The sequence below is a fragment of the Methanofollis fontis genome (assembly GCF_004297185.1).
Lineage (GTDB): Archaea > Halobacteriota > Methanomicrobia > Methanomicrobiales > Methanofollaceae > Methanofollis > Methanofollis fontis.
Genome location: NZ_PGCL01000002.1, coordinates 157,189 through 179,254 on the forward strand (window position 1 = coordinate 157,189; position 22,066 = coordinate 179,254).

The following is a 22,066-nucleotide window of genomic DNA, read 5'->3' on the forward strand; positions in this document are numbered from 1 at the left end:
CCGCAGATAGAGGTTGCGGGAGGGCCGCAGCCGGGAAGCCATCACTGCCTTTAACACCCCTCCGGTCGACTCTCCTCTATGGATATCGAGGGATTTGTCCGCAGGGCGGTTGCCGCGGGCAGGGGCGACGACGAGATCGTCGGTGCCCTCACCGACGAGATCACCACGATCAAGAGGCGGGTATCTCGGGAATATGCCGGGGAGTTCGCCCGTGCCGTCGTGCAGGAGGTCAGGAACACCACCGGCCTGACCGGCGACCTCTTCGCCTATGAACCCGCCGGGGTCGGCATGGGCGAGTTCGGCGTCGGTTCTCGGGGACGGGGCGACTTCTTCGCCCACCGCCAGTTCCCGCGGATCATCGGGAAGGCGGCCGCCGCTGTCGGTGTCGATGAGATGGACGACGCCGGGGCCGTAGAGGCGGGCGGGCAGTATATCATCACCACCGTCGACGGCATGCACTCCCGCCTCTCCGACTTCCCCTTCCTTGCAGGCTTCCACGTCACGCGGGCCACCCTCCGCGACGTCTATGTGATGGGCGCCAGGCCCGTCGCCCTCCTCTCTGACATCCATCTTGCCGACGACGGCGACGTGGCCAAGATCTTCGATTACACCGCCGGCATCGCCGTCGTCGCCGAGGCGATGGGCGTCCCCCTGGTCACCGGTTCCACCCTGCGTATCGGCGGCGACATGGTCCTCGGCGACCGCATGACCGGGTGCGTCGGCGCTGTCGGGGTCGCCGACCACCTCACCGCCCGGACCCAGACCAGACCCGGCGACGTCCTGCTCATGACCGCCGGCGCGGGCGGGGGCACCATCGCCACCACCGCCCTCTACTTCGGCTACCACGAGGTCGTCGAGGAGACGATCAACCTCCACTTCCTCCGGGCCGCCGAGGCGCTGCTCAAACACCCGGTGCTCACCCATATCCACACCATGACCGACGTCACCAACGGCGGACTCCGGGGTGACGTCTATGAGATGGCCGAGACCGCCGACTGCCGGATCGTCATCGACGAGGAGAACCTCCGCTCCCTGGTGGAGCCGCGGGTGCTCGCCATGCTCGACGATCTGGAGATCGACTACCTCGGTGTCTCCCTGGACGCACTGCTCATCGTCGTCCCGCCCGAGCATGCCGAGGCGGTGATGGCGGTCATCCGCGGCGCCGGTGTGCCCATCGAGCGGATCGGTCATGTGGAAGAGGGACCGGCGGCCTCCGTCCTCATCTCGGGCGGAGAGGAGCACGACTTCCAGCCGCGGTTCCGCGAATCGGCCTACACCCCTGTCAAGAAGGTCGTGGACACCGAGCCGCGGGACTTCGATGAGATGAAGGAACGCGTGCGAAAGGCGGCGGACGCCGCCGCACAGAAAAAACGGCGGGTTCTTGCCCGCCTACAATAAAATCGATTTTATTTCTGTTTTGTTCCGCTTGCGCAGACATTGAAGGCGAGGTACGGGCACCGTCTCTCCACGAACGGTTCTGCCCGCCTGGCCAGGTCGAAAAACGGCTTTGAGAGGTTGACATGGGCAAACGAGCAGCGGTTCACTCGCACATCCACAAATCCGGCCGATGCGAAGAGTTCCTCCATCTCCTTTCCGGTATAGTAGTGCTCCCCGAAGTCGCCGACGCCGATCCGCCGCCAGTGCACCCGCTCTCCTAAGCGGTAGACCAGGGGCAGTGCCGCCGTGAACAGGTTGTGGCCCAGGGTGCAGATCGCCACCCGTCCGCCGGGCCTGAGCACACGGTGGATCTCTCTGAGCATCACATCCGGGTTGGGCACATAGCTGAATGCCAGGATGCTTGAGACCGCATCGAAGGACGCCTCCTGAAAGGGGAGACGGTCCGCTGTTCCGGCCACCACATGCTCCATACCGTTTGCAAGGCGCGCTGCCCGCACCATCTCAGGGGAGAGGTCCAGGCCGACCGCCCGTCCCCCTTCCGCCATATAATGTGCCATAAACAGCCCGGTCCCGCAGCCAAGGTCGAGCAGGTCGCCCCCCTTCGGCAGGCACCGCATCACGTGGTCCCTGATATGGCCGTGGTAGCGGTCGCCGACCTCCCCGCCGTACCGGCGGTCATAGATCTCCGCCACCCCGTCGTAGTGCTCCCGCACCTTCTCCCGCTCTCCCCTCAGGAGAACACCTCCCTGTTGATCCGGGCAAGCAGGGCGTTGATCTGGATATACTCGTTGCTGCCGCGCCGGATCACCTGATCGGCATCGGCAAGTGCGACGGCGATCCGGGGGTCATTGTAGAGGCGCTCGGCACCCCTCGCCAGCTCCCGGACCACCTCGGTCCCGGTCAGGCCGTAATCGATGATCAGGGACTCGGCCCTGCTCTTTGCCCCGGAGAGGTCGCCGTTCATCAATGCCTCGATCACCGATGCCGCGATCGTCCCGGTCTCGGTGGACGCTGTCTCGGAGAGGTCCACCGGCCCTTCGGATTCGGCAACCACCTGGAGGAGGATCGTCGCCCGCCGGAGGTCGCCTCCGGCCAGGGGCACGATCAGGTCCAGGTCGTCTGCCGAGACCTTACCTGCCGGCACCCGCTCCGCCGCCAGGATCTCGCCGAGACGGCGCCGGACGATACCGTCCTCCAGCGGCACAAAGGTGAGGGGGAGGCAGCGCGAGGCGATTGCCGGTATGATCGCACTCCCGTTCGTGGTCAGGAAGACAAAGCGGCAGGTGCCAGAGTAGCGCTCCATGATCCGGCGCAGACCCTGCTGAGCCTCGCGGCTGAGCGCCGAGGCCCCCTCGAAGACCATCAGCCTGAAATCGGTGTCCAGGGGGCGGATGGCGGCGTGCCACCGCACGATATTCTTGAAGTTCGAGAGAAAACTCTCGTCTTTCCTGTAGATGTGGGCGAACCGCTCCTCGGCCTCGAGATACCGCTTCCCCCCCTCGAAGAGGTCGGCCGCCGGCAGGACAGTGGTGTTCTCCTGCCAGTGCGCCCTGTAGAGGGTGCGGGCGAGGGCGCCGACGGCGGCGCTCTTCCCGGTCCCGGTCGGACCGACGATCAGCAGGTGCGGGACGTTCCCGCTCGCTGCAAACGAGGCCAGCGTCCGGACCGCCTCCTCCTGCCCCAGGATACCGGTGAAGTCCGCCGGCCGGTACTTCTCACTCCAGAGCATGCTCCACCTCCTGGAGCCTCCGGACGATCGAATCGATCGCCTGGTGCAGATACACCGATCCGTCCACTGAGGCGGCCAGCGCCTCTGCCTCCGCCGGCGTGAGGCTGGCGCATGCCGCCGTGATCGCCGGCAGCGCCCGCCGCACCTCGTCTATAATCGGCAGGGTGGCCGTTTGCGCCGTCCGAGAGAGCGGATTCAGGTCGACGGCGATCACCCTCTTGCCCATCTGGCGGAGGGCGGCGCAACGGTCCCCGTCCTCCAGCGGCACGAGCACCAGATCGGCGGCGCCGATCCCGTGCTGCAGGCAGAGCGCACGGTCATGGGAGAGGGGGATCAGCCGTTCTGGCTCGCCGGAGAGCACCTCCACCCCTGCCTCCGCCAGGAGAGCGGTGATCGCCCGCATCCGCTCCTCGGTGCGGTGGAAGAGGTTCACCTCCACGGCGGCACCGCTCGCCCGCTGGAGATCGGCGATGGCGGCGGCGCAGAGGGCTGCGGTGTTCCCGTTCACCGAGATCACCGGGTTCCGGGCGGAAAGAAGCATCGCCGCCGCCGTCCGTTCGGCCCGTGCAGCGCTCTCGGTCGTCTGCTCCCCGAGGAGATAGTCGAAGGCCTCGCCGCGCCCCTGCGCGATCAGCCCCTCCGGGGCAACGATCCCGCGCCGCATCGCATTGGCCAGGTGCTCCCTGACCACGAGGGCGGCATGGCGGGGGTGGTCCTCCGGGATCATCCCCGCACCTCCAGCAGATGAAAACCACTCTCTGCCACGTTCAGCCGGATTGGTTCGGTGAAGGGTGCGAGGACCTCCCGCGCCCCATCGCCGGTGGCAAACACGCCCCGCCCGAGCATTGTCATGCTTGCCAGCACGCCGCCGGCGTCGCAGGCCTCGAGGGCCGAGCGCACGTCGGCGGTGACAAGCCCGCTCGCCTCGGCAAATGCGCGGGAACGGGAAAAAAAGCCCTCGAGGTCGGTCGGGCACCCTGTCGGGAAGGCCGCCGCCACCCGCTCGAGGTGCTCCGCCGATCCGATCACGTCCGGCGTCGGCAGGGGGCCGAACGAGACTGCCCAGATCTCCTGGTCTGAGGGGATGCGGGTGATCCGTCCTCCGGGACCCGGCGTCTCCCGGCAGGCGATCCCGCCGCCCTGGCAGGCGGAAACATCCCCGAGTCCGGTGCTGTGCACCACCTCGGCCTCATGGGCCACGGCGGCAATCTCCGCCCTGGAAAGCCCGAGTTCGAGGAGTGCGTCGATGGCGGTGATCGATGCCAGAAGGGCCGCAGCGGACAGACCGAAACCGGCGCCGATCGGCAGGCGGCAGGCGGTCTCCACATGCGCCCGCACGTTGAGACGCTCCATGGCGTACTCCAGCGGCGGCGATCCCTGTGATTCGGAGCGGACCCGCCCCCCGGCGTCCACCTCTCTCACGACGACCTCACGCCGTTCTGCCGCTGATGCCGTTGCCAGCACCCCCTCGTCGATGACGATGCCGGCGCCGATGCTCCCGGTCAGTGCCGGCGACTCTCCTGCGATCTTCCTGAAATATCCGGATATATGTCCGGGGGAGAAGGCTACAGCAGTGCGGACCATATCGCCGCCGCCACCTCCCCCTTGCTCCCGTTGATCCGTTCCCGTCCTCTCTCCGTCATGATCTCAAACTCGCCTGACTCCGCCCCCATCGCCGGGGGCGCGTTCATCACCACCATCGAGACACCGGAGGCCAGCATCTCCGCCGCCCGTCTCTCCTCGTCCCAGCCGAGTTTAAAGGCGACGAGCCGCGCACCGGACGCCGCCCGCACGGCGTCGATCACCTTCGGCAGCGGTCGGAGCTCGATGCTCAGCGGCGCCCCGCTCGGTATCTTTCCTTCTATCTGTTCAGGTGCGAAGTCGGAGATCGCCGCTGCCGAGATATAGATGTCGGCGTCTGCCGCCTCCCGCAGGGCCGCCTCCATCATCTCCCCTCCCGTCTCAGCGTGCACATTTGCAACGCACGGGAAGAGATCGCGGTGGATCACCACCACCTCCGCCCCGAGCCTGAAGCCCTCGAGGGCGAGGGCGCGGCCCATCTGCCCGGTGGAGCGGGTGGTGAGCACCCGCACGTCGTCCACCGCCTCGGCGCAGGGGCCGCTGGTGATCACCACCTTTTTTCCGGCGAGGGGCCGGCCTGAGAGCGCCCGTTCCGCATACAGCACGATCTCCTCGATACCGGCGATCTTCGCCTTCTCCTCCTCGATCCTGGGCGGGACGACGTCGACCCCCCATCCCTGCAGCCGCTCCAGGTTGGCGGCGACACCCGGATGGCGGTACATGCTCTCATGCATCGCCGGCACCACCACCACCGGCATGCCGCGCCCGAGCGCCGTCGTCGCAAAGGTGGTCACGGTGGTATCGTCGATCCCGGCGGCGATCTTGCCGATGGTATTTGCCGTGCAGGGTGCGACCAGCAGCAGGTCGGCCTCACCTCCCTCCCCGCAGAAGAGCACGTGCTCCACCAGTCCGGTGATCCGGGTGATCGCCTCCCTTCCTGTTGCATAGGTCAGTGCATCCGGGTGCACGATACCGCAGGCGGCATCAGTCATCACCGCCGTCACCGCCGCACCCCGGCGCCGCAGTTCGTGGGCGAGTCGCACCGTCTCGACGGCAGCAATGCTGCCGGTGACGGCAAGGACGATTGTTTTTCCCCTGAGGATTCTGCCGCCGGTCATAAGAGCTCCACGTCGTGTACGACATGCCATATATGCGGCCCATATTTCTTTACTTTACGGGTATCAACCGTTGCTGAATAATCGGTCGCCTCCAGGGCCTCCCAGATCGCCGCCGTCGCATCGCCGACGGCATGGAGGTGGATGACGGTGCCGGGGACGGCATGGCTCAGGGCATCGGGGAGAAAGGAGGGGGCATCGAAATGGCCCATCACGATCCGCTCATAAACACCAGTGAGATGACGGCGGCAATCGCCGCAAACCGCCTCTACCCGCTCTGAAAGCCTGTTTGCCCGGATATTCTCCTGGAGATACCCGAACGAAACCGGGTTGATCTCCGTCGCATGCACACGGGCGCCCGCCGCCGCCATCGGCAGCGTGAAGTAGCCAATGCCGGCGAACATATCGGCGACCCGTTCGCCGGGGCGGACGATTCGTCCCATATGGGCGCGCTCCTCCAGGTTCCCGGCGGCATACATCACCTCCACAGGATTGAGATGGTAGGTCAGTCCGTTCTCCCGGTGGCGGACCGGGTGCGCCTCGCCGTAGAGCACCTCCGCCTCCGGGATCCGGCGCACCCCGTCGATCGTGCGGAGGTGGAGCACGCATGCAGGCCGGCGCCAGGCGACGATCGCCGCCACCTCCTCTGCGGTCGGGCGTTCGCCGTGCAGAATCGCCGTATCTCCGACCATCTGGAAGGGGCGGCCGCGATACGGGCGCCGCTCCGGGATCTCGGCATCACAGAAAAATCCCTCACGCACCGGCACATAGGCCGTCTCCCCATCGACATAGGGGCGGCGGTCCGGGTCGACCCACTCCTCACCGACCGCTGCCGCAAGGTGCCGTTTCTCGACCCGTCTGACCCTCATGCTCATCCGACGAGCACGAACCGCCCGGTCTCGGTGTCCCTGACAACCCGGATCATGCCGCCCTCCTCAGGTCGGAGCCACCCGTAGGCCCGGCACTCCACTGCTTCCTGGGTCTTCGGGTCAAGGAGGCCGATGATGTCGTCATAGAGATAGGCGACCAGGGCGTCCTCGGCCTCGCCGACATTCCCGACCTGCCGCTCGATCTCGTCCTCCTTTATAATGCGGCCGCTCCCCTCCTGGAGGTCGAAGCCATGGATCTGCCCCTGGGAGGTCGAGCGCACCTCCAGGTAGCGGTCGCGCACCACCACCACATCGCCCCTCTGGTAGCGGGGCAGGCGGACCAGGAAGGTGATGCGGTAGAGCCTTTTACCATCCTTCTCGCCGACGAGTTTGGGGTGGGTGGTCACCCGCCCGCCGAGCGCACCGGCGATCGCCCCCGAGATCACCTGCCCGATGTGGTTGGATCCGACGACGATGTCCAGCCCGTCCTTTTTCTCCTCGATCTGCGAGACGAACGACAGGCGTTCGCCCGCATCCTGCAGGGCGCTCTCGCTCTCCTCGGCGATCCGTGCGGCGGTTTCCGTCTCGTAAAGCGACGGTCTCCGCCCGGTTGCCCTGACCTGGATGATCCCTTCGTAATACCCGCCGCTGATCCGGTTGCAGCGGTCGCACTGCTCCTTTCTCCAGATGATCAGGGTTCTGCACTCCCCGCTCACCGGCACACCATAGAGCTTCCCGGAGACCGAGGCCGAGGCGATTGTCCGGTTCGGACTTGTGTCCCGGAACGTGAACGTGATCTCCGGACCACGAAGATCCGGGTGGAGATGGACGGCGGATGCGGCGATCTCCTGGAGGAGTGTCTCCCGGTCGACGGTCGTATCCGACCAGGTCTTGCCGCGTTTCTGCGACCCGCAGACCGGGCAATAGATGCTCTCCAGCCGCGGTTCGCAGGTGAGCCATTCTGTCTCCCCCGCCCGGCACTCCCTGCACAGCCCGACTGACGGGCGCCCGCAGCGCGGGCAGACGCTTGTAAGTATGTCCATATTCAGATCGATATGATAAGGGCGTGCGGCACACCGCCGACCGAGATGCACCCTTCCTCGGTGATTAACCCCATGGCGATGGCGATCCCGACCGCTTTTTCCCCCATGAGGTTTGCGTTGCTGGCGTTTTTGAGGGCGGAGCGGACCTCCTCCTCGGTCGCCCGCTCGGTGCCGTAGAAGGCGCCGGTGATGCTGACCTGCACATCGCCATGGCTGAGGGTGGTGCCGAGCAGATCGGCGTCGCAGACCGCCACCACCTCGCCCTCCGGGCTCCGGTGAACCTTGAGATACATCAGTATTCAATTGGCGGGTGCGGTAAAAAAGGGGTGGATCAGGTCAGAGCGTAATCTCCACACCATAGACCCGTGCAGGCGTTTCGGCGTGGATCCGCCATGCGTCCTCAAGATCGATCGACCCATCCGCCAGCATTGTGCGGGTGACGCGGGGTACGGACTTGGGCCCCATCACCGCGCCGGGCCTGCTGTTTTCGTCCATATAGTCGGTCTCCATCATAAACGCCCGCCCTTTTCGCGCCATCTCAGGAAGACCCTCCTGCCGGGCAAGAAATGACGGCACAAGCGGCGTGTCCGGGGTGGCGAAATGCTTCACCACCCGTCCGGGGTCCATCCCCGTCTCCCGCGCCAGGTCGACGATATCGGCGCAGGGGGCGCTCTCGGCATGGACCTGGAGGGCGCACCCGCAGTCGGCGGCACAGCCAAGCGCATGCAGGAGCACCCGTTCTGAGGCGGCGGCGACCTCGGGATCGACCGGAAAATGCGGGCGCCCGCTTTTCAGGGCGACCGCCCGCCCCTCTTCCACATAGTGGGCGGCCAGATCCAGTCCGGCGCAGACGATCTCCTCCGCGGCCATAAGCCCCACCTCTTCGGCATACCTCAGGAGTTCGACCGGGTGGACGCCGAGCACCGGGAAGACCGTGATCCCGGTCTCCCGCACCTGGTGCGCCACCCGCAACGTCTCCTCGAATGCCTCCCGGTAGTCTTCGCCCCTTCGCGGCACCACCCCCAGGGAGTAGGCGGGGAGGGCGACCATGAAGAGGTGGGTGCCCCCCGCCCGGCGGAAGTCCTTTGCCGCCTCCACCCCGCGGCCCGTGCGTGGGTTGAAGTGGATATGATCGTCGGTGATCGGGATCTCAGGGTGCTTCATCGATCTGCCGGATGCTCATCAGCGGATATTCACCGGTATCGTGCAGTTCTGCGGTGCATCGCGCTCCGCCGTATTCGGTCACGATCTCCACCGCAAACATCTTCCCCGAGAGTTCGGAGTAGCCGAACGGGTTCTCGGTCATCAGGTCGCGGTTCAGCCTCACCCTGATCTCCTGCACATAGGGCTGGAGCCCGACCGCCCCCTCGATCGCCTGTTCCACACTCTCCGCCGTCGCCCGTGAGATCGGGGTGCCGACCCACTGGTGGTAGAGGGCCCCGAGTTTGATACCGGCTTCGAACGCCGCCTGTTCTCCGTCTGAAACCATGGATTGAGGTTTGAGATGAGTGAATTTATAGTGTCCGACCGCAGACCGTCCGCCGGCAGGTGCCTCCTCCGGTCTGGGGCGGTCTGGCGGCGGATGCGCGCCCTGTATCTGGAATGGCTCATGAATTGTGGCCTGATATGCCGTATGAATGTGCGAAAAGCCAGGGGTGCCGGTTCCTCTGATGATCGGGGTTTCTTCGGAAGTTGATATGCAGAAATATGCCTTAATAATTGATATGTCTCTGTATCTGTCGCTGTATCGCCGGCGGTGAACCTCTCTGATCTGTCCGGACTTTATTATTATTTATCTGTTGTGATATAAATTGATAAATATGATATGGAATCCATCTCTTTTACGTGAGTGACGGCCGTTCAGGCCGCCGCTACGGTGATTTCAATGACCGAACACGACTTCTGTGAACATGCCGTCCGCCTTTCGTCGGGCGGTTCGTATTGTGATGCGTTCTATCCAGACACCTGCCCCTATCCGGCCCGCTTCTGCTTTGTCAAGGACCGACGTGACGCGGCTTCCTCGGTCGGAAAACCGGTCGACACCCTCTGGGAGAGTCTCCAGAAGGGTCTGCTCTGAGGGGGAGAAAATGACGCCCGCCGGTGCGGCGCGCCGGTGCTCTATAGGGATCATAAAATCGTTATAAAATCCATATTTTCATGTAATGGCGCTGAATTTGGCGTTTCCTGTTCTGGTAGAATGAATCGGCTCCATCTGGTGAAAATATGGGCGAATTGTGGAAAATACGGCCGATCAATCTGCTCCAGGAAATGGGGGCCATGTCGCTCCAATATGGATTATGTGGGCATATGGTGGATTTTTCAGGATTTTATCTCTGATCAAACATTTTTGATATTTAATGGGTATGATATAACCTATTAAATACCGTGTGGGTATTACCTTATTCTGTGGCATATCTCGTGCCGATGCCGGGATTCGCGCCTCTGGCGGGTACATTGATGAATCAGCATTGCCCGAATCGCTGCCATGAGGGCATACATCTCTGCAAAGGAGTACTGCAGAACGTCCTTTCACCCAGAGCGTTCCATAACACAGGCATTATCATCATACACCTCTCAAACCGTATCCTGTTCAGGGGCACAAAGACCGGCTCCCTGGGTGTGAACGGCATCGAGAGTGCCGCATTTTTTTGCTTTCCATGAATTCCTCCTATGAATGAATGAGCATCCCGATGCTCATTCTATTCATCCTTACCTGTGCAATTCGCGGGGGATCTCATCCCCCGCCACGCGGGAACCGGGAAAAAACAATTGCGGGCATCCTGAGAGGAGGGGAGAGTTCCTGACACCATTCCTGGCATGACGAAAAAAAGGGATTAACCCGATGTACGACTTTCAGATCAGGCGCACGATCCCTCGCCTGGGCTGCATCGCCTCTCCAAAACGCATCATCTTCTCGATCTGCTCGCTCACTTCCTCCCGGTCGAAGCCCTCGGCGGCCATGCGTTCGACCACCTCGGCGATGCGGACGGTGCCATCCTCGCCACCGAGTTCACGGATCGTCTCCCTGATCATCCTGATACCGTCGCGCTTTTTCTTGGTGATCCCGGTCGTCCACTTGTCGATGTCCAGGGTGCCGGTGGCGGCATCATATGCCACCTGCCGCAGACAGGTGTCCACGATCCTGATCACCCGCTCTGCATCCGTCCTCTCCACCGTCTCCGAAAGCCGTATCCGCGCCGACGCCTCCCCGAGGCGGATCAGGGCTTCGAGCTGCCGGGCGGTCACCGGCACGGGCTTGTTCTCGTCGGCCAGCGTTCGGAGGCGGAGATAATAGGCGATGAGCATCTCACGGGCGTCGTCGGTGATCAAGGGGGTGACGTTCCGCTTTGCATAGGCCACATACTTGCGGAGCATGTCAGGTGCGATCGGGGGTTCCACCGCCACGCTCTCCGCCGCCAGCAGTCTGGTGTGCTCATCGGAGAGCGGTCCCGCCGACGAGCGCATGATCAGCTCCCCCACCCGGTGCGCCTTGATGATATGCTCGGCGATCGCCGTGTCCCGCCCCTGGTTTGGGGTATCGGTCATGACAAAGATCAGGTCGAATCGGGAGAGCAGGGATGGCGGCATATTGATCTGCTCGGCGATCGGCACAAAGGCGTCGAATCGCCCGAGTTTTGGGTTCGCCGCCCCGAGCAGGGCGCAGCGCGACCGCAGTGTCGCCGTGATCCCGGCCTTTGCCACCGAGACCGTCTGCTGCTCCATCGCCTCATGCAGGGCGGAACGGTCGTCCTTCGCCATCTTGTCCATCTCGTCCACAGCGGCGATCCCCATGTCGGCGATCACGAGTGCGCCGGCCTCCAGCGTCCAGCTCCCGTCACCAAAATCGTCCTTCACCGCTGTCGCCGTCAGACCGGCTGAGGTGGAGGACTTGCCCGAGGTATAGACGCCCCGGGGCGAGAGCTGCACCACATAGCGGAGCATCTGGGACTTCGCAATCCCAGGATCGCCCACGAGCAGCATGTGGATGTCGCCGCGCAGCCGCGACCCGTCGGGGAGGTCCTTTGCCACGCCGCCGAAGAGCTGCATGGCGATCGCCTCCTTCACCTCCAAGTTGCCGTAGATCGAGGGGGCGATCGATCCGGTGATCCGCTCGTAGAGGTCCGGGTCCCTCGAGAGTGCCAGGATCGCCGCCTCGTCCTCCTCTGAGATGTTCACCTCCTCAAACTCACGCTCCGGCGACTCGGCCGAGGAAAGGTCGAGATAGATGTCGAAGAGCGTGGACTTCGTGCCGTAGGTCACCCGCTGTTTCGAGCGGAGGATGCCGTTGAGCACCACCCGGTCGCCGGGGGCGATCATCCCGGTGAGGTCGTCGGTCGCCTCCACGTCCAGGGTCTGTGGGCGTTCGCCGCCGCGCAGCCCTTCGGGAGACTCCTGGATCCGGATCTTCTGCGAGTCCACAAACCGGGATTTTACAGGGAGGAGTTTCAGCTTCCGCCGGTTGCACTCCGGGTTCGGGCAGTTCTCGGGCTCCTCGAACTGGCCGTAGCCCTGACGCAGCGTCACCGTCGTCCCGCACCCCGGACAGGCGAAGACCGCCTCGATGATCCGCGGCCGCACTTCGGTCGTCTTCCTGATGATCCCGCTCACCGAGACAAAGCGGCCGATATGGAACGACCTGATATCGCGTATCGCCGTGATCCGGTCGATGGCATGGACGCGGACATTGATTGCCCCGACGCGGTCCTCGCCGATGGCGGTAAGCTGGCGCAGGGCGTCCCTGATGTCGCCGATCGCCTTGCCGGGCCGGTCGATCACCTCGTCCGCAAGCCGCAGGCCCGATTTACCCGATGCCTGCAGCACCTGGTAGTCGATATACAGCGAACGCCTGAACGGGAACTCCCGCTCGATCTCGGCGAGCTGGCGCCGGCAGTAGCGGGAGAGGAAGGTCACCCATTCGCCGACCACATCGGTGACGCCCTCCATCCCTAATACTCCCGCTCGAAGAGCCTGATGATCCCCGGCCGCGGCTCGATCACCTGCCCCTCGTTCTTCAGCATCTTCAGCGTACCGTCGATCTTGTCCTTTGCAAAGCCCTGCCGTCCCATCTCCTCGATCACCTCTTCGAGGTTGGCGGATCCGTCGTCTCCACCGACGTCACGGATCACCTCCTTGATCGTGCGGATGATGTCGCGCTGCCGCTTGGAGACGCCGGTGGTCCACTTGTCGATGTCGAAGGTTCCGGATTCGGCGTCATAGGCCACCTGGCGCAGGCAGGTGTCCACGATCTTGATCACCCGGTCTGCGTCGGCGATCTCGATCGTCGGCGAGAGGCGGATCCGCGCCGAGGCCTCGGCCAGGCGGACGAGCGCCTCGAGCTGACGGGCGGTGACCGGCACCGGTTTGTTGGTGTCGGCGAGATTCCTGAGGTTGAGGTAGTAGTCCCGCAGCTTCTCGCGCGCCTCCGGGGTGATCGTCGGAAAACAGTTCCGTTTTGCATAGGCGATATATTTCCTGAAGAGGAGGGGATCCACGTCCGGGGTGATCGGCCGCAGCTCGCGCTCGATATAGGCGTCGTCCACCCCCTCCACGTGCATCCGTTTCCTCTTCTCGATCAGTTCGCCGACCGAGTGGGACTTGAGAATGTGCTCGGCGATCGCCGTGTCCCGCGTCGATTCCGGCTTGTCGGTCATGATGAAGATCAGGTCGAAGCGGGAGAGAAGAGACGGGGGCATATTGATCTGCTCGGCGATCGGCGCATATTCGTCGAACCGGCCCATCTTCGGGTTCGCCGCCCCGAGCAGGGCGCAGCGGGACTTGAGGGTGGCGGTGATCCCGGCCTTTGCCACCGAGATCGACTGCTGCTCCATCGCCTCGTGGAGGGAGGAGCGGTCCTCCTTGTCCATCTTGTCCAGTTCGTCCACTGCGGCCATGCCCATATCGGCGAGCACGAGTGCGCCGGCCTCCAGGGTCCAGCGCCCGTCGCCGAAATCGTCCTTCACCGCCGTCGCTGTCAGACCGGCCGAAGTGGAGGACTTGCCTGAGGTATAGATGCCGCGGGGGGAGAGCTGCACGATATACCTGAGCAGCTGGGACTTTGCAATACCCGGATCGCCCACGAGCAGCACATGGATGTCGCCGCGAAGCCGTGAACCGTCCGGCATCTCCTTGGGGATGCCGCCGAAGAGCTGCAGGGCCACCGCCTCCTTCACGTCGTCGTTGCCGTAGATGGTCGGTGCGATCGAGCGGGGGATCTTGGAGTAGATCCTGGGGTCCTTCGAGAGCTCCAGGATCTCCGCCTCGTCCTCCTCTGAGATGTTCACCTCCTCAAACTCCTTCTCGGCCACCTCGATGGAGTTGCATTCGAGGTAGATGTCGAAGAGCGTGGACTTCGTGCCGGCGTTGATCCGCTGGAATGAGCGGAGGATGCCGTTGATCACCACGCGGTCACCGGGCGCCGATTCGCCGGTGAGGTCGTCGGTGACGTCCACGTCCAGGGTCTGGGGCTGTTCGCCGCCCCGCAACCCCTCCGGCGACTCCTGGATCCGGAGTTTCTGGGCGTCCACAAACGCCGATTTTTCGGGCACGAGTTCGAGGGGCGTCTTCTTCTGGCAGGTGGCGCAGAGGCGGAAGGGCTCCTGGAACCGCCCGTACTTCTGCGGGTAGGGCGGGGTCAGCTGCCCGCACTCCAGGCACTTGAAGACCGCCGTGGTGATCCGCGGCCGCACCTCGGTAGTCTTGCGCAGGATCCCCTCCACCGCCACAAAGGTGTTGATCTGGTTTGATCGGATCGCCCGGATCGCCGTTTTCCTGCTCAGGTCGGTGAACCGGATATGGACGGCGGGGCGGTCCTTCTCCTCGATGATCCCGAGGCGGACGAGGGCGTCCTTGACATCCCCCATCACCTTCTCCGGTTTTGCGATTAACTGATCGGCCAGGGCGAGGCCGCGCTTTCCAAAGGCCTCCAGGTTCCGGTAGTCGATGTAGAACGATCGCTTGTGCGGGAACTCCTTGGCGAGTTCGACCCGCTCCTTCTTGTTGTACTGCCGCCTGAGGAATGTCTCCCAGTCGCTGACGACGTCGGTCACCTCGGCTGTCTTTCGCTCTGCCATTCCTGTTGCCTACCGTGTGTGCATACGTGTGATAATATCATGGGCGTGCGGGGTGAAGGTGTTCACGCCGCCTTCTGTGCCGAGAGGACGAAGAGGGCGATCATGGCCTCCATCTGGATTTCGGCGTCGGCACCCTCGGATATCCTGAAATCTGCCTCCCCGATGTGGTCGATATAGGCCACCTTCAGGGCGGTGTCCATCTCCGCCTTGGTGAGGGCGCGGAAGCACTGCCCGATCAGTTCGCCGGGGGCGATGCCGCGGTCCCGCAGCAGGGTGCGCAGCGCCCCCTGCGCCCCGGCAAAGTCTCCCCTCACCGAGAGGTCAAGAAGTTCGGCGATCTCCTCCGGGCGTGCGGTGGAGGTGGTCTCGTAGATCATGCCGGCGTCGATGCGGTCGGAGAGGATCGCCGCCCCCTGCAGGGCGTTGAGGGCCTTGCGCATATCCCCCTCGGCAATATAGGCGATCGCCTCCACGGCGTCGTCGGTGATGGAGAGCCCTTCGGCCTCCGCCACCCGATGCACCTGCTCGCCGACCGCCCCCTCGCCCAGTCTATTGAACCGGTAGATGGCGCACCTGCTCTGGATCGGGTCGATGATCTTGGAGGAATAGTTGCAGGAGAGGATGAACCGGCAGGACTGGGCGTAGTTCTCCATCGTCCGGCGGAGGGCCGCCTGTGCGTCGGAGGTGAGGGCATCGGCCTCGTCGAGGAAGAGGATCTTGAAGGTCGCCCCGCCGAGGGGCGAGGTGCGGGCAAACTGTTTGATCTGGTTGCGCACGACGTCGATGCCGCGTTCGTCCGAGGCGTTCAGTTCCCGGAAGTTCATCTGCCAGGTCTCGCCGAAGAACTCCTTTGCCAGGGCCACCGCCGCCGTGGTCTTGCCCACCCCGGCGGGTCCGGTGAAGAGGAGATGGGGGAGACTCCCGCTGCGCACATAACTCGAAAGACGCTCGACGATCTGCCGCTGACCGACCATGTCCTCCAGGGAGCGGGGCCGGTACTTCTCGATCCAGATGGTGCTGTTGCCCTCCATTACAGTGTGGTTGTCTCTCCGGACTTGAATATGTTCCATCCTGATCTTTAATACCGCCCCGGGTACACGCCTAGACGATGGAGACGCCGGACGGGGGAAGGGGCGCCCTTGCGGGCACCTCCCGCCTCTTTGCAGGGGAGATCGCCGGGCTGGATCGGTGTGCGGACGGGAGGTTCCGCTCGGTCACCGGCGATCCGGTCGAGCGCCTCTTTTTTGCCGGGGCCCTCACCCATGTCGGGACGAGGGGGGGGCGGGTCCATGCCCGTGTGGCCGACCCGACCGGCACGGTTCAGGTCGTCGCCGGGAGACGGGAACCCGGGCAGGCCGCCGCGCTGACGGCGATCGCCCCCCCCGCTTTTATTACGGTGACCGGCGTGCCGGGTCTTCTGGAGGGACGGGTGGCGATCATCCCCGAGGCGGTGGTGCGGACCGATCGCGCCGTCCGGGACCTCTGGGTGCTCAGGACGGCCGATCTCACCCTGTTCAGGATCGAGCGGGCGGTCGATGCCGGTGAAAACGGCGATGCCCTGGTCGCTCTTGCCCGGATGGTCCACGAAGCCCTCAGGACGGTCTCCGACTCCCCGGTCGCCCCGCCTCCAGACGTCCGTTCCCTGCTCATCTCAATTCTGGAGGACGCCCCGGGAAGACGGATTGCAGAGGAGGACCTCTTCGCCGCCGCGGCGGTGCGCGGGGTGGAGCGGGTGGCGGCCGAATCGGCGCTCGAGGAATTGATGGAGGAGGGGGAGTGTTATATGCCGTCGAGCGGGCAGGTGAGGCTGATATGAGCGGTCCGGTCTTCCTGCCAGAATGCCCGGCGCTGCTGATGGAGAACGACCTCCGCGTACTCGTTATCGCGGACCTGCACTTCGGTATCGAGTCCGGGCTTGCACGCTCCGGCGTGCACGTGCAGAGCCAGAGCGCCGCCCGGGCCGAACGCGCCCTCGCCGCCGTCCGGGAGACCTCGCCCGACCTCGTCCTGCTGCTCGGCGACGTCAAGCACTCGGTCCCGCTCACCAGCCGGCAGGAGTACGCCGAACTTCCGGCCATCCTGGACCGGTTCAGGCGTCTCGCCCCCCTGAGGGTGGCTCCCGGCAACCATGACGGGGGGCTCGCCCGTTTTCTGCAGGAGGGTGAACTCCTGCCTGCCGCCGGGACGGTGATCGACGGGGTGGGCTACCTCCACGGCCATACTCACCCCGGTCCGGCGCTTCTCGGCCGTCTCATTGTCTGCGGACACCTCCACCCGGTCGTCTCCCTCACCGACGAGGTGGGGTGTTCGCTCAGGGCCGAACCCGCCTACCTCTACTCCCCCCTGCTGGGCGAGTATGCGGGGACAGAGACGCGCCTGCTTGTCCTGCCCCCGGCCTGCGAGTTCTCTGGCGGGGTGGACGTGCTCGGGGTGGGGGAGAGCGGGCTCGGGCCGCTTGCACGGTGCATCGATCAGGAGCATGCCGAGGTATGGCTGCGTGACGGAACCTATATCGGGAGACTCGGGGAGATCAGGGAGCAGCGGGGCGCGTGACCTCCTCGATCCTCGCGTCTGCGCCCTGATCGGCGAGCGGGGTTTTGCAGACCTTTCGGAGGCACAGGAACGGGCGATCCCGCCCCTGCTGAAGGGCGAGAACCTGGTGCTGATCGCCCCCACCGGCACCGGCAAGACCGAGAGCGCCATGTTCCCGGTCTTTGACTCCCTGCTGCGGGAGGGCGGTGAGGGTTTCAGGGCGCTCTACATCACCCCCCTCCGCGCCCTCAACCGCGATATCCTGGGGCGGCTGGCCTGGTGGTGCGGCCATCTCGGGCTGACGGTTGGGGTCCGCCATGGCGACACCCCGCAGAACGAGCGCCGGAAACAGGCTTTAAATCCGCCCAACCTCCTGATCACCACGCCAGAAACGGTGCAGGCCCTGTTCATGGGTAAACGCCTCAGGAAACACCTGGAGGGGATCCGCCATGTGGTGGTGGACGAGATCCATGAGCTCGCCGGGAGCAAGCGCGGGGCGCAGCTTGCCGTCGCCCTCGAGCGTCTCGAGGAATATGCCGGCAGGTTCCAGCGGATCGGGCTCTCTGCCACGGTCGGCAACCCGGAGGATATCGGCCGCTACCTCTGCGGGGACCGCCCCTTCCGTCTCGTCGAGGTGCCGGTGGCGGAGGGGCTCGATCTCTCGGTCCGCCTCTGCGACGGGGATTTCTCCCGGCAGGCCAGATGCGTCGGGGGCCTCATCGACGCCAGCCCCTCCTCCCTGGTCTTCGTGAACACCCGCGTCACCGCCGAGGCACTCGGCCACGCCCTCCTCGAACGGGGCGATGTCGACGTCCACCACGGGTCGCTCTCGAAGGAGGTGCGGGTCGATGCCGAGGACCGCTTCCGGGACGGCGTCTTGCGCGCCCTCATCTGCACCTCCTCGATGGAGCTCGGCATCGACATCGGACACATTGCCCATGTGGTCCAGTTCGGAAGCCCGAGGGAGGTCGCCCGCCTTGTGCAGCGCATCGGGCGGGCCGGGCACCACCTCTTCGCCGTCTCCCGGGGCACCGTGCTGGCCACCGGTTTCGACGACCTTCTGGAGTCGCTGGTGATCGTCAGGCGGGCGCGGGCATCGGCGGTGGAGGCGGTGACGCCCTATGTGAACGCCGCCGATGTGCTGGCCAATGTTGTCGCCGCCATGGCGGTGGAATACGGCGAGGTCCCCTGTTCGCGGCTGCTCTCCGTCGTGGAGCGCTCCGGGTGTTTCACCGATGCCGCCTCCCTCCTCGACCGGGTCTGCGAGCAGATGGCGGCGCACCGCCTCATCCGCATCGAGGGGGAGGGGCGGGAGCGCCGGATCATCACCACCTCCCGCGCCCGCCGCTATCTGGCCGCCAACCTCTCGATGATCCATGACGAGCGCAAGGTGCCGGTCTTCGACATCGTCACCCGGAGCACGGTCGGCACCCTGGACGAGTCCTTTGTGGTGGGTTTTGTCCATCCGGGCGCCGTCTTCATCACGCGGGGGAAGCTCTGGCGGGTGCTCGAGTTCGAGGAGGGGAGGCTGACGGTCGAACCGGCGCGGGAGGCGCGGGGCGAACTCCCCTCCTGGGAGGGTGAGCAGATCCCGGTGCCGTGGGCGGTGGCGCAGGAGGTCGGGGCGCTCAGGAGGGGGCGGGAGATCGGCGCCTATACCGACGACCCCGATGCCGCTCGCTATGTGGCGGCATACCTGGGCGAGATGGACAGAAACCGCACGCCGGTCCCGACCGACCGGCTGATCACCGTTGAGAACTCAGACGAGGGTGTGGTCTGCAATATCTGCGCCGGACACCGGGCGAACGAGACGATCGCCCGCGTCCTTTCCATCCTGATCTCCGCCCGTCACGGCACCTCAGTCGGGATCGAGGCCGGCGCCTACCGTGCCGTGCTCAGGCTGCCAAAGGGGATCCGGTCCGCGGAGGTGCGGGATCTGCTGCTCGAAACCGATCCGGCGCATATACCCGGCATCCTCCGCCTCGCCCTCCGCCGCACCGCCCTCTTCAAGTGGAAGCTCGTGCAGGTGGCAAAGAAGTTCGGGGCGATCGATGCCGACGCCGACTACGAGCGGATCAGCATCCACCGCCTCCTGGAGACCTTCGACGGCACGGTGGTCCAGGAGGAGGCCTATAGCGAACTCTTCAGGGATTACCTGGATGCGGACACCGCCGCCGAGGTCTTCAGGTCGGTGCAGGGTGGCGATGTGGACCTCCACTGCGGCCCCCTATCGATCCTGGGGGCCGAGGGTCTGACCTCCTCGCGTGATATCATCCCGCCACCGACGGCCGATCAGGCGGTGATCACCAGCCTGAAACGGCGGATCGCCGGGGACGAGGTGATCCTCTTCTGCATGCACTGCAAGCGCTGGAAGAGCAGGACGCGGGTGGAGCGGGTGCCGGAACGCCCGACATGCCCGCAGTGTTCGGCCCGCCTCATCGCCGCTCTCAAGCCATGGGAGGAGGACGTGACCGCCGCAGTCAGGAAGAAGAAACGGACGACAGAGGAGGAGGCGGCAGCAGCACGCGCCCTGCGAAACGCCAATCTTGTGCTCACCTATGGAAAACCGGCGGTCGCCGCCCTTGCCGCACGGGGTGTCGGTCCGGAGACGGCGGCGCGGATCTGTGCACGTGCGACCGAAGGGGATGCATTCTACCGAGAGATCCAGAAGGCGGAGAGGAAGTATGTCCTTACCCGCCGATTCTGGTGAACCTCACATGATGCTTTCGAGTTTCTGCTCGAGGAAGGAGAGGCCCCGCTTGATGTCCTCGAGGTTTTTGCCTCCGGTGAGGATGATCTTGCCGGAGGAGAAGAGAAGGGCGACGATCTTGGGGTCTTTGATGCGGTAGACCAGTCCGGGGAACTGTTCGGGTTCGTATTCAATATTTTCGAGGTTCAGGGTGATGACCACCTTGTTCAGGTTGATATAGCGCCCGATATCGTACGAGCAGACGATATTGGTGATCCCGACCTTCGGCACCTCATAGGTGTCGACACCGGCCTCTTTCAGGGAGGAAACAACAATATTGAGCCCTTCATACAGGGCGTCACGGTTCCTGAGCCCGGTGAGCACCACCTTGCCCGAGGAGAAGATGAGGGTGGCCATCTTTGGCTTTTCGATTCGGTACACCGCACCCGGAAAACGTTTGGTATTGAGTTCGCAGTTCGGGATCTTCTTGGACACTTCGCCGAGGTCGATGGTGTCTGCGATCACCCCTGATGCGACGATATTCTCGATCTTCAGTGACTCGTACCTTGAACCTTCCATTATATATGTCTGCATCCGCCCGCACCATAATACTAACTGGCAATATTTATGATACGGTGGATCCTCCCCGCATTAGTCGAAATTTTGGGGTTTTTCCGGGTATTGGGGGTGTCTCGCTTCCGGGCATGCGCACGATCCGCCTGCCCGCTGTTTCCAGGCGGTTGGATGCGGCCATCCCGGTCCGGGGAGTGGATATCTTTATTTTGGGGGAGATGTAACAGTTATTGGCGCGAGGGTTGCCGAGCCAGGTCAAAGGCGATAGGTTCAGGGCCTATTCTGGTAGCAGTTCGCCGGTTCGAATCCGGTCCCTCGCATCTCATTTTCACATTTCATTCTGTAGCAGCGCCGATGCCATGGATGACAATCCACTCCTGAAAAGAGATTTTGGAGGCGAATGTGGTTGTGTTTCGGGGTAATCGGGTTTTACTGTGCCATGTTTGAGGCAGCTGTGTGGATGATATGATGTTTCAGTTCGGCAAATGTGGCCATCGGGTTTCCGCCTTTCTGGATATAGTGATCGGCACCAGCATTCAGGATGTTCATTTCTATTTCCTCCCGTCTCCTGCCCGAGAAGATGATGAAGGGGATGGTGTTCCCTTCCGAGCGGAGAGCTAACAGAAATTCGATCCCATTCATCTCTGGCATCTCATAGTCGGAGACGATGACATCGTAGGGGGATAGGTGGAGTTTTCTCAAACCTTCCTGTGCAGAGATGGCGGTATCAATATCAAAATCGCTGTAATGCCTGAAATATGTCTCAATCAGGTCCAGCAATCCTGCTTCATCGTCCACATAGAGCACCCTGAGTTCATCCAACGGTAAGGTCAGTTCGATCACACCCGTATGGTGCTCTAATATCTGGCCATATTATATAAATATTTTCCAATATTAAAAATTCAATGTTCTTTGAACTCATTTTTTCTGAATTTTTTGTGTCCAAATCTCCCAAAATGGGGATATTATATCCTCTTTCTGGTATGGGGGGAGGCGATCCATCCTATCAGAATCCTGAGGGATCCCTTTCAACGCTTTCTCATAAGAAACGCCACCGCACCGACCGGTGCAGGGAAGGTGGTGATCGGCACCAGTATCATCTCAGTGGTCGGGGTGACGGTCCCGCCTTCACCGACACCCCTGCCGCCTCAACCTCAGGTCGCCCTGTTGCATCCGCCGCTCTGGAGAGGGGTTCGTCCTGTGCATGGTCGCAGATACCATCACCGTTTGTATCGGCGTACAGGAAACAGGTGCGCGGGACCAGTCGTCCTCGTAGCCGCGGGGGCAGTCATCCCGGCCCGCACAGGGTGTCGTGCAGGCAAGCACCAGCACCACACGCCCGAGCAGGACATTGTGTAACCGTCTCATTCCCGGACACTCCTTTCATCTCTTCTCCCTGCCGGTATTTATCCCCGTAGAACCTGCCGGTTTTTTGATCGCCGCAGTGGGTGACGGACGAAGATCTCC

At 63.8% G+C, this 22,066-nt stretch carries 21 protein-coding genes and 1 tRNA gene; 6 read left to right on the plus strand and 16 right to left on the minus strand.

Features of this window, described 5'->3' with window-relative positions:
- The first annotated feature begins 78 nt into the window (after positions 1 to 78).
- Positions 79 to 1,398: an AIR synthase-related protein gene (locus CUJ86_RS04435; RefSeq protein ID WP_130646363.1), complete on the plus strand. Its 1,320-nt coding sequence runs from the start codon at positions 79 to 81 to the stop codon at positions 1,396 to 1,398.
- Positions 1,399 to 1,406: 8 nt separating this feature from the next.
- Here CUJ86_RS04435 and CUJ86_RS04440 read toward each other — a convergent pair whose 3' ends face one another.
- Genes CUJ86_RS04440 through CUJ86_RS04485 form a run of 10 tightly spaced genes read right to left on the minus strand, consistent with a single transcriptional unit; the run spans position 1,407 to position 9,224 of the window.
- Positions 1,407 to 2,111, minus strand: coding sequence for a class I SAM-dependent methyltransferase (locus tag CUJ86_RS04440; protein ID WP_235855577.1), 705 nt, complete (start codon positions 2,109 to 2,111; stop codon positions 1,407 to 1,409).
- A 17-nt stretch (positions 2,112 to 2,128) separates the two neighbouring features.
- On the minus strand, positions 2,129 to 3,127 hold the full coding sequence (locus CUJ86_RS04445; protein WP_130646365.1) for a replication factor C small subunit: 999 nt from the start codon (positions 3,125 to 3,127) through the stop codon (positions 2,129 to 2,131).
- A complete protein-coding gene (locus tag CUJ86_RS04450; protein WP_130646366.1) occupies positions 3,114 to 3,854 on the minus strand; it encodes a 4-phosphopantoate--beta-alanine ligase in 741 nt (246 codons plus the stop codon). The genes CUJ86_RS04445 and CUJ86_RS04450 overlap by 14 nt, the downstream gene beginning before the upstream one ends.
- Positions 3,851 to 4,711: a pantoate kinase gene (locus tag CUJ86_RS04455; protein ID WP_130646367.1), complete on the minus strand. Its 861-nt coding sequence runs from the start codon at positions 4,709 to 4,711 to the stop codon at positions 3,851 to 3,853. Before CUJ86_RS04455 ends, CUJ86_RS04450 begins: the two co-directional genes overlap by 4 nt.
- Positions 4,693 to 5,826 (minus strand): bifunctional phosphopantothenoylcysteine decarboxylase/phosphopantothenate--cysteine ligase CoaBC, encoded by a 1,134-nt coding sequence (gene coaBC, locus CUJ86_RS04460; protein WP_130646368.1) that lies wholly within the window; start codon positions 5,824 to 5,826, stop codon positions 4,693 to 4,695. Before coaBC ends, CUJ86_RS04455 begins: the two co-directional genes overlap by 19 nt.
- Positions 5,823 to 6,692, minus strand: a complete 870-nt coding sequence (locus CUJ86_RS04465) for a class I SAM-dependent methyltransferase (RefSeq protein ID WP_130646834.1) — start codon at positions 6,690 to 6,692, stop codon at positions 5,823 to 5,825. The genes coaBC and CUJ86_RS04465 overlap by 4 nt, the downstream gene beginning before the upstream one ends.
- A 2-nt stretch (positions 6,693 to 6,694) precedes the next feature.
- On the minus strand, positions 6,695 to 7,735 hold the full coding sequence (locus tag CUJ86_RS04470) for a 60S ribosomal export protein NMD3 (protein ID WP_130646369.1): 1,041 nt from the start codon (positions 7,733 to 7,735) through the stop codon (positions 6,695 to 6,697).
- Between the two features lie 2 nt (positions 7,736 to 7,737).
- The gene (locus CUJ86_RS04475; RefSeq protein ID WP_130646370.1) at positions 7,738 to 8,028 is read right to left on the minus strand and encodes a DUF424 domain-containing protein; all 291 of its coding nucleotides are present in this window, start codon (positions 8,026 to 8,028) and stop codon (positions 7,738 to 7,740) included.
- Between the two features lie 43 nt (positions 8,029 to 8,071).
- Positions 8,072 to 8,899, minus strand: a complete 828-nt coding sequence (locus CUJ86_RS04480; protein WP_130646371.1) for a TatD family hydrolase — start codon at positions 8,897 to 8,899, stop codon at positions 8,072 to 8,074.
- Entirely contained in the window at positions 8,886 to 9,224 is a 339-nt protein-coding gene (locus tag CUJ86_RS04485; protein ID WP_130646372.1) for a dihydroneopterin aldolase family protein, read from the minus strand. Before CUJ86_RS04485 ends, CUJ86_RS04480 begins: the two co-directional genes overlap by 14 nt.
- 360 nt (positions 9,225 to 9,584) lie before the next feature.
- Between CUJ86_RS04485 and CUJ86_RS04490 the strand changes: the two genes are divergently transcribed.
- Positions 9,585 to 9,812, plus strand: a complete 228-nt coding sequence (locus CUJ86_RS04490) for a hypothetical protein (RefSeq protein WP_130646373.1) — start codon at positions 9,585 to 9,587, stop codon at positions 9,810 to 9,812.
- A 776-nt stretch (positions 9,813 to 10,588) separates the two neighbouring features.
- Here CUJ86_RS04490 and CUJ86_RS04495 read toward each other — a convergent pair.
- The 3 genes from CUJ86_RS04495 to CUJ86_RS04505 form a co-directional block, all read right to left on the minus strand.
- Positions 10,589 to 12,679 (minus strand): minichromosome maintenance protein MCM, encoded by a 2,091-nt coding sequence (locus tag CUJ86_RS04495; RefSeq protein ID WP_130646374.1) that lies wholly within the window; start codon positions 12,677 to 12,679, stop codon positions 10,589 to 10,591.
- Positions 12,680 to 12,681: 2 nt separating this feature from the next.
- Positions 12,682 to 14,805: a minichromosome maintenance protein MCM gene (locus CUJ86_RS04500; protein ID WP_130646375.1), complete on the minus strand. Its 2,124-nt coding sequence runs from the start codon at positions 14,803 to 14,805 to the stop codon at positions 12,682 to 12,684.
- A 62-nt stretch (positions 14,806 to 14,867) separates the two neighbouring features.
- Positions 14,868 to 15,836 (minus strand): replication factor C small subunit, encoded by a 969-nt coding sequence (locus tag CUJ86_RS04505; RefSeq protein ID WP_130646376.1) that lies wholly within the window; start codon positions 15,834 to 15,836, stop codon positions 14,868 to 14,870.
- 77 nt (positions 15,837 to 15,913) lie between these two features.
- On the opposite strand from CUJ86_RS04505, the gene CUJ86_RS04510 reads away from it, so the two are divergent.
- Genes CUJ86_RS04510 through CUJ86_RS04520 form a run of 3 tightly spaced genes read left to right on the plus strand, consistent with a single transcriptional unit; the run spans position 15,914 to position 20,047 of the window.
- A complete protein-coding gene (locus CUJ86_RS04510; protein ID WP_130646377.1) occupies positions 15,914 to 16,621 on the plus strand; it encodes a hypothetical protein in 708 nt (235 codons plus the stop codon).
- Positions 16,618 to 17,358 carry a metallophosphoesterase gene (locus tag CUJ86_RS04515; RefSeq protein ID WP_130646836.1) on the plus strand — a complete coding sequence of 247 codons (741 nt, stop codon included), beginning with the start codon at positions 16,618 to 16,620 and terminating at the stop codon, positions 17,356 to 17,358. Before CUJ86_RS04510 ends, CUJ86_RS04515 begins: the two co-directional genes overlap by 4 nt.
- Positions 17,285 to 20,047 carry a DEAD/DEAH box helicase gene (locus CUJ86_RS04520; RefSeq protein ID WP_130646835.1) on the plus strand — a complete coding sequence of 921 codons (2,763 nt, stop codon included), beginning with the start codon at positions 17,285 to 17,287 and terminating at the stop codon, positions 20,045 to 20,047. The genes CUJ86_RS04515 and CUJ86_RS04520 overlap by 74 nt, the downstream gene beginning before the upstream one ends.
- A 3-nt stretch (positions 20,048 to 20,050) precedes the next feature.
- On the opposite strand, the gene CUJ86_RS04525 is transcribed toward CUJ86_RS04520, so the two are convergent.
- Positions 20,051 to 20,605: a TATA-box-binding protein gene (locus CUJ86_RS04525; protein WP_130646378.1), complete on the minus strand. Its 555-nt coding sequence runs from the start codon at positions 20,603 to 20,605 to the stop codon at positions 20,051 to 20,053.
- Positions 20,606 to 20,834: 229 nt separating this feature from the next.
- Here CUJ86_RS04525 and CUJ86_RS04530 point away from each other — a divergent pair.
- A tRNA-Leu gene (locus CUJ86_RS04530) sits at positions 20,835 to 20,919 on the plus strand.
- Between the two features lie 109 nt (positions 20,920 to 21,028).
- Here CUJ86_RS04530 and CUJ86_RS04535 read toward each other — a convergent pair.
- Together CUJ86_RS04535 and CUJ86_RS04540 are read right to left on the minus strand one after the other, a co-directional pair.
- Positions 21,029 to 21,442 (minus strand): response regulator, encoded by a 414-nt coding sequence (locus CUJ86_RS04535; RefSeq protein ID WP_165394778.1) that lies wholly within the window; start codon positions 21,440 to 21,442, stop codon positions 21,029 to 21,031.
- A 285-nt stretch (positions 21,443 to 21,727) separates the two neighbouring features.
- Positions 21,728 to 21,967 (minus strand): hypothetical protein, encoded by a 240-nt coding sequence (locus CUJ86_RS04540; protein ID WP_130646380.1) that lies wholly within the window; start codon positions 21,965 to 21,967, stop codon positions 21,728 to 21,730.
- Between the last annotated feature and the right edge of the window lie 99 nt (positions 21,968 to 22,066).

Bases quoted from the DNA above. Each gene is read 5' to 3' on its own strand.
- CUJ86_RS04435 (WP_130646363.1), top strand. From the start codon at position 79: ATGGATATCGAGGGATTTGTCCGCAGGGCGGTTGCCGCGGGCAGGGGC.
- CUJ86_RS04445 (WP_130646365.1), bottom strand. From the start codon at position 3,127: ATGCTCTGGAGTGAGAAGTACCGGCCGGCGGACTTCACCGGTATCCTG.
- CUJ86_RS04450 (WP_130646366.1), bottom strand. From the start codon at position 3,854: ATGATCCCGGAGGACCACCCCCGCCATGCCGCCCTCGTGGTCAGGGAG.
- CUJ86_RS04455 (WP_130646367.1), bottom strand. From the start codon at position 4,711: ATGGTCCGCACTGCTGTAGCCTTCTCCCCCGGACATATATCCGGATAT.
- coaBC (WP_130646368.1), bottom strand. From the start codon at position 5,826: ATGACCGGCGGCAGAATCCTCAGGGGAAAAACAATCGTCCTTGCCGTC.
- CUJ86_RS04465 (WP_130646834.1), bottom strand. From the start codon at position 6,692: ATGAGGGTCAGACGGGTCGAGAAACGGCACCTTGCGGCAGCGGTCGGT.
- CUJ86_RS04470 (WP_130646369.1), bottom strand. From the start codon at position 7,735: ATGGACATACTTACAAGCGTCTGCCCGCGCTGCGGGCGCCCGTCAGTC.
- CUJ86_RS04475 (WP_130646370.1), bottom strand. From the start codon at position 8,028: ATGTATCTCAAGGTTCACCGGAGCCCGGAGGGCGAGGTGGTGGCGGTC.
- CUJ86_RS04480 (WP_130646371.1), bottom strand. From the start codon at position 8,899: ATGAAGCACCCTGAGATCCCGATCACCGACGATCATATCCACTTCAAC.
- CUJ86_RS04485 (WP_130646372.1), bottom strand. From the start codon at position 9,224: ATGGTTTCAGACGGAGAACAGGCGGCGTTCGAAGCCGGTATCAAACTC.
- CUJ86_RS04495 (WP_130646374.1), bottom strand. From the start codon at position 12,679: ATGGAGGGCGTCACCGATGTGGTCGGCGAATGGGTGACCTTCCTCTCC.
- CUJ86_RS04500 (WP_130646375.1), bottom strand. From the start codon at position 14,805: ATGGCAGAGCGAAAGACAGCCGAGGTGACCGACGTCGTCAGCGACTGG.
- CUJ86_RS04505 (WP_130646376.1), bottom strand. From the start codon at position 15,836: ATGGAGGGCAACAGCACCATCTGGATCGAGAAGTACCGGCCCCGCTCC.
- CUJ86_RS04510 (WP_130646377.1), top strand. From the start codon at position 15,914: ATGGAGACGCCGGACGGGGGAAGGGGCGCCCTTGCGGGCACCTCCCGC.
- CUJ86_RS04515 (WP_130646836.1), top strand. From the start codon at position 16,618: ATGAGCGGTCCGGTCTTCCTGCCAGAATGCCCGGCGCTGCTGATGGAG.
- CUJ86_RS04520 (WP_130646835.1), top strand. From the start codon at position 17,285: ATGCCGAGGTATGGCTGCGTGACGGAACCTATATCGGGAGACTCGGGG.
- CUJ86_RS04525 (WP_130646378.1), bottom strand. From the start codon at position 20,605: ATGGAAGGTTCAAGGTACGAGTCACTGAAGATCGAGAATATCGTCGCA.
- CUJ86_RS04540 (WP_130646380.1), bottom strand. From the start codon at position 21,967: ATGAGACGGTTACACAATGTCCTGCTCGGGCGTGTGGTGCTGGTGCTT.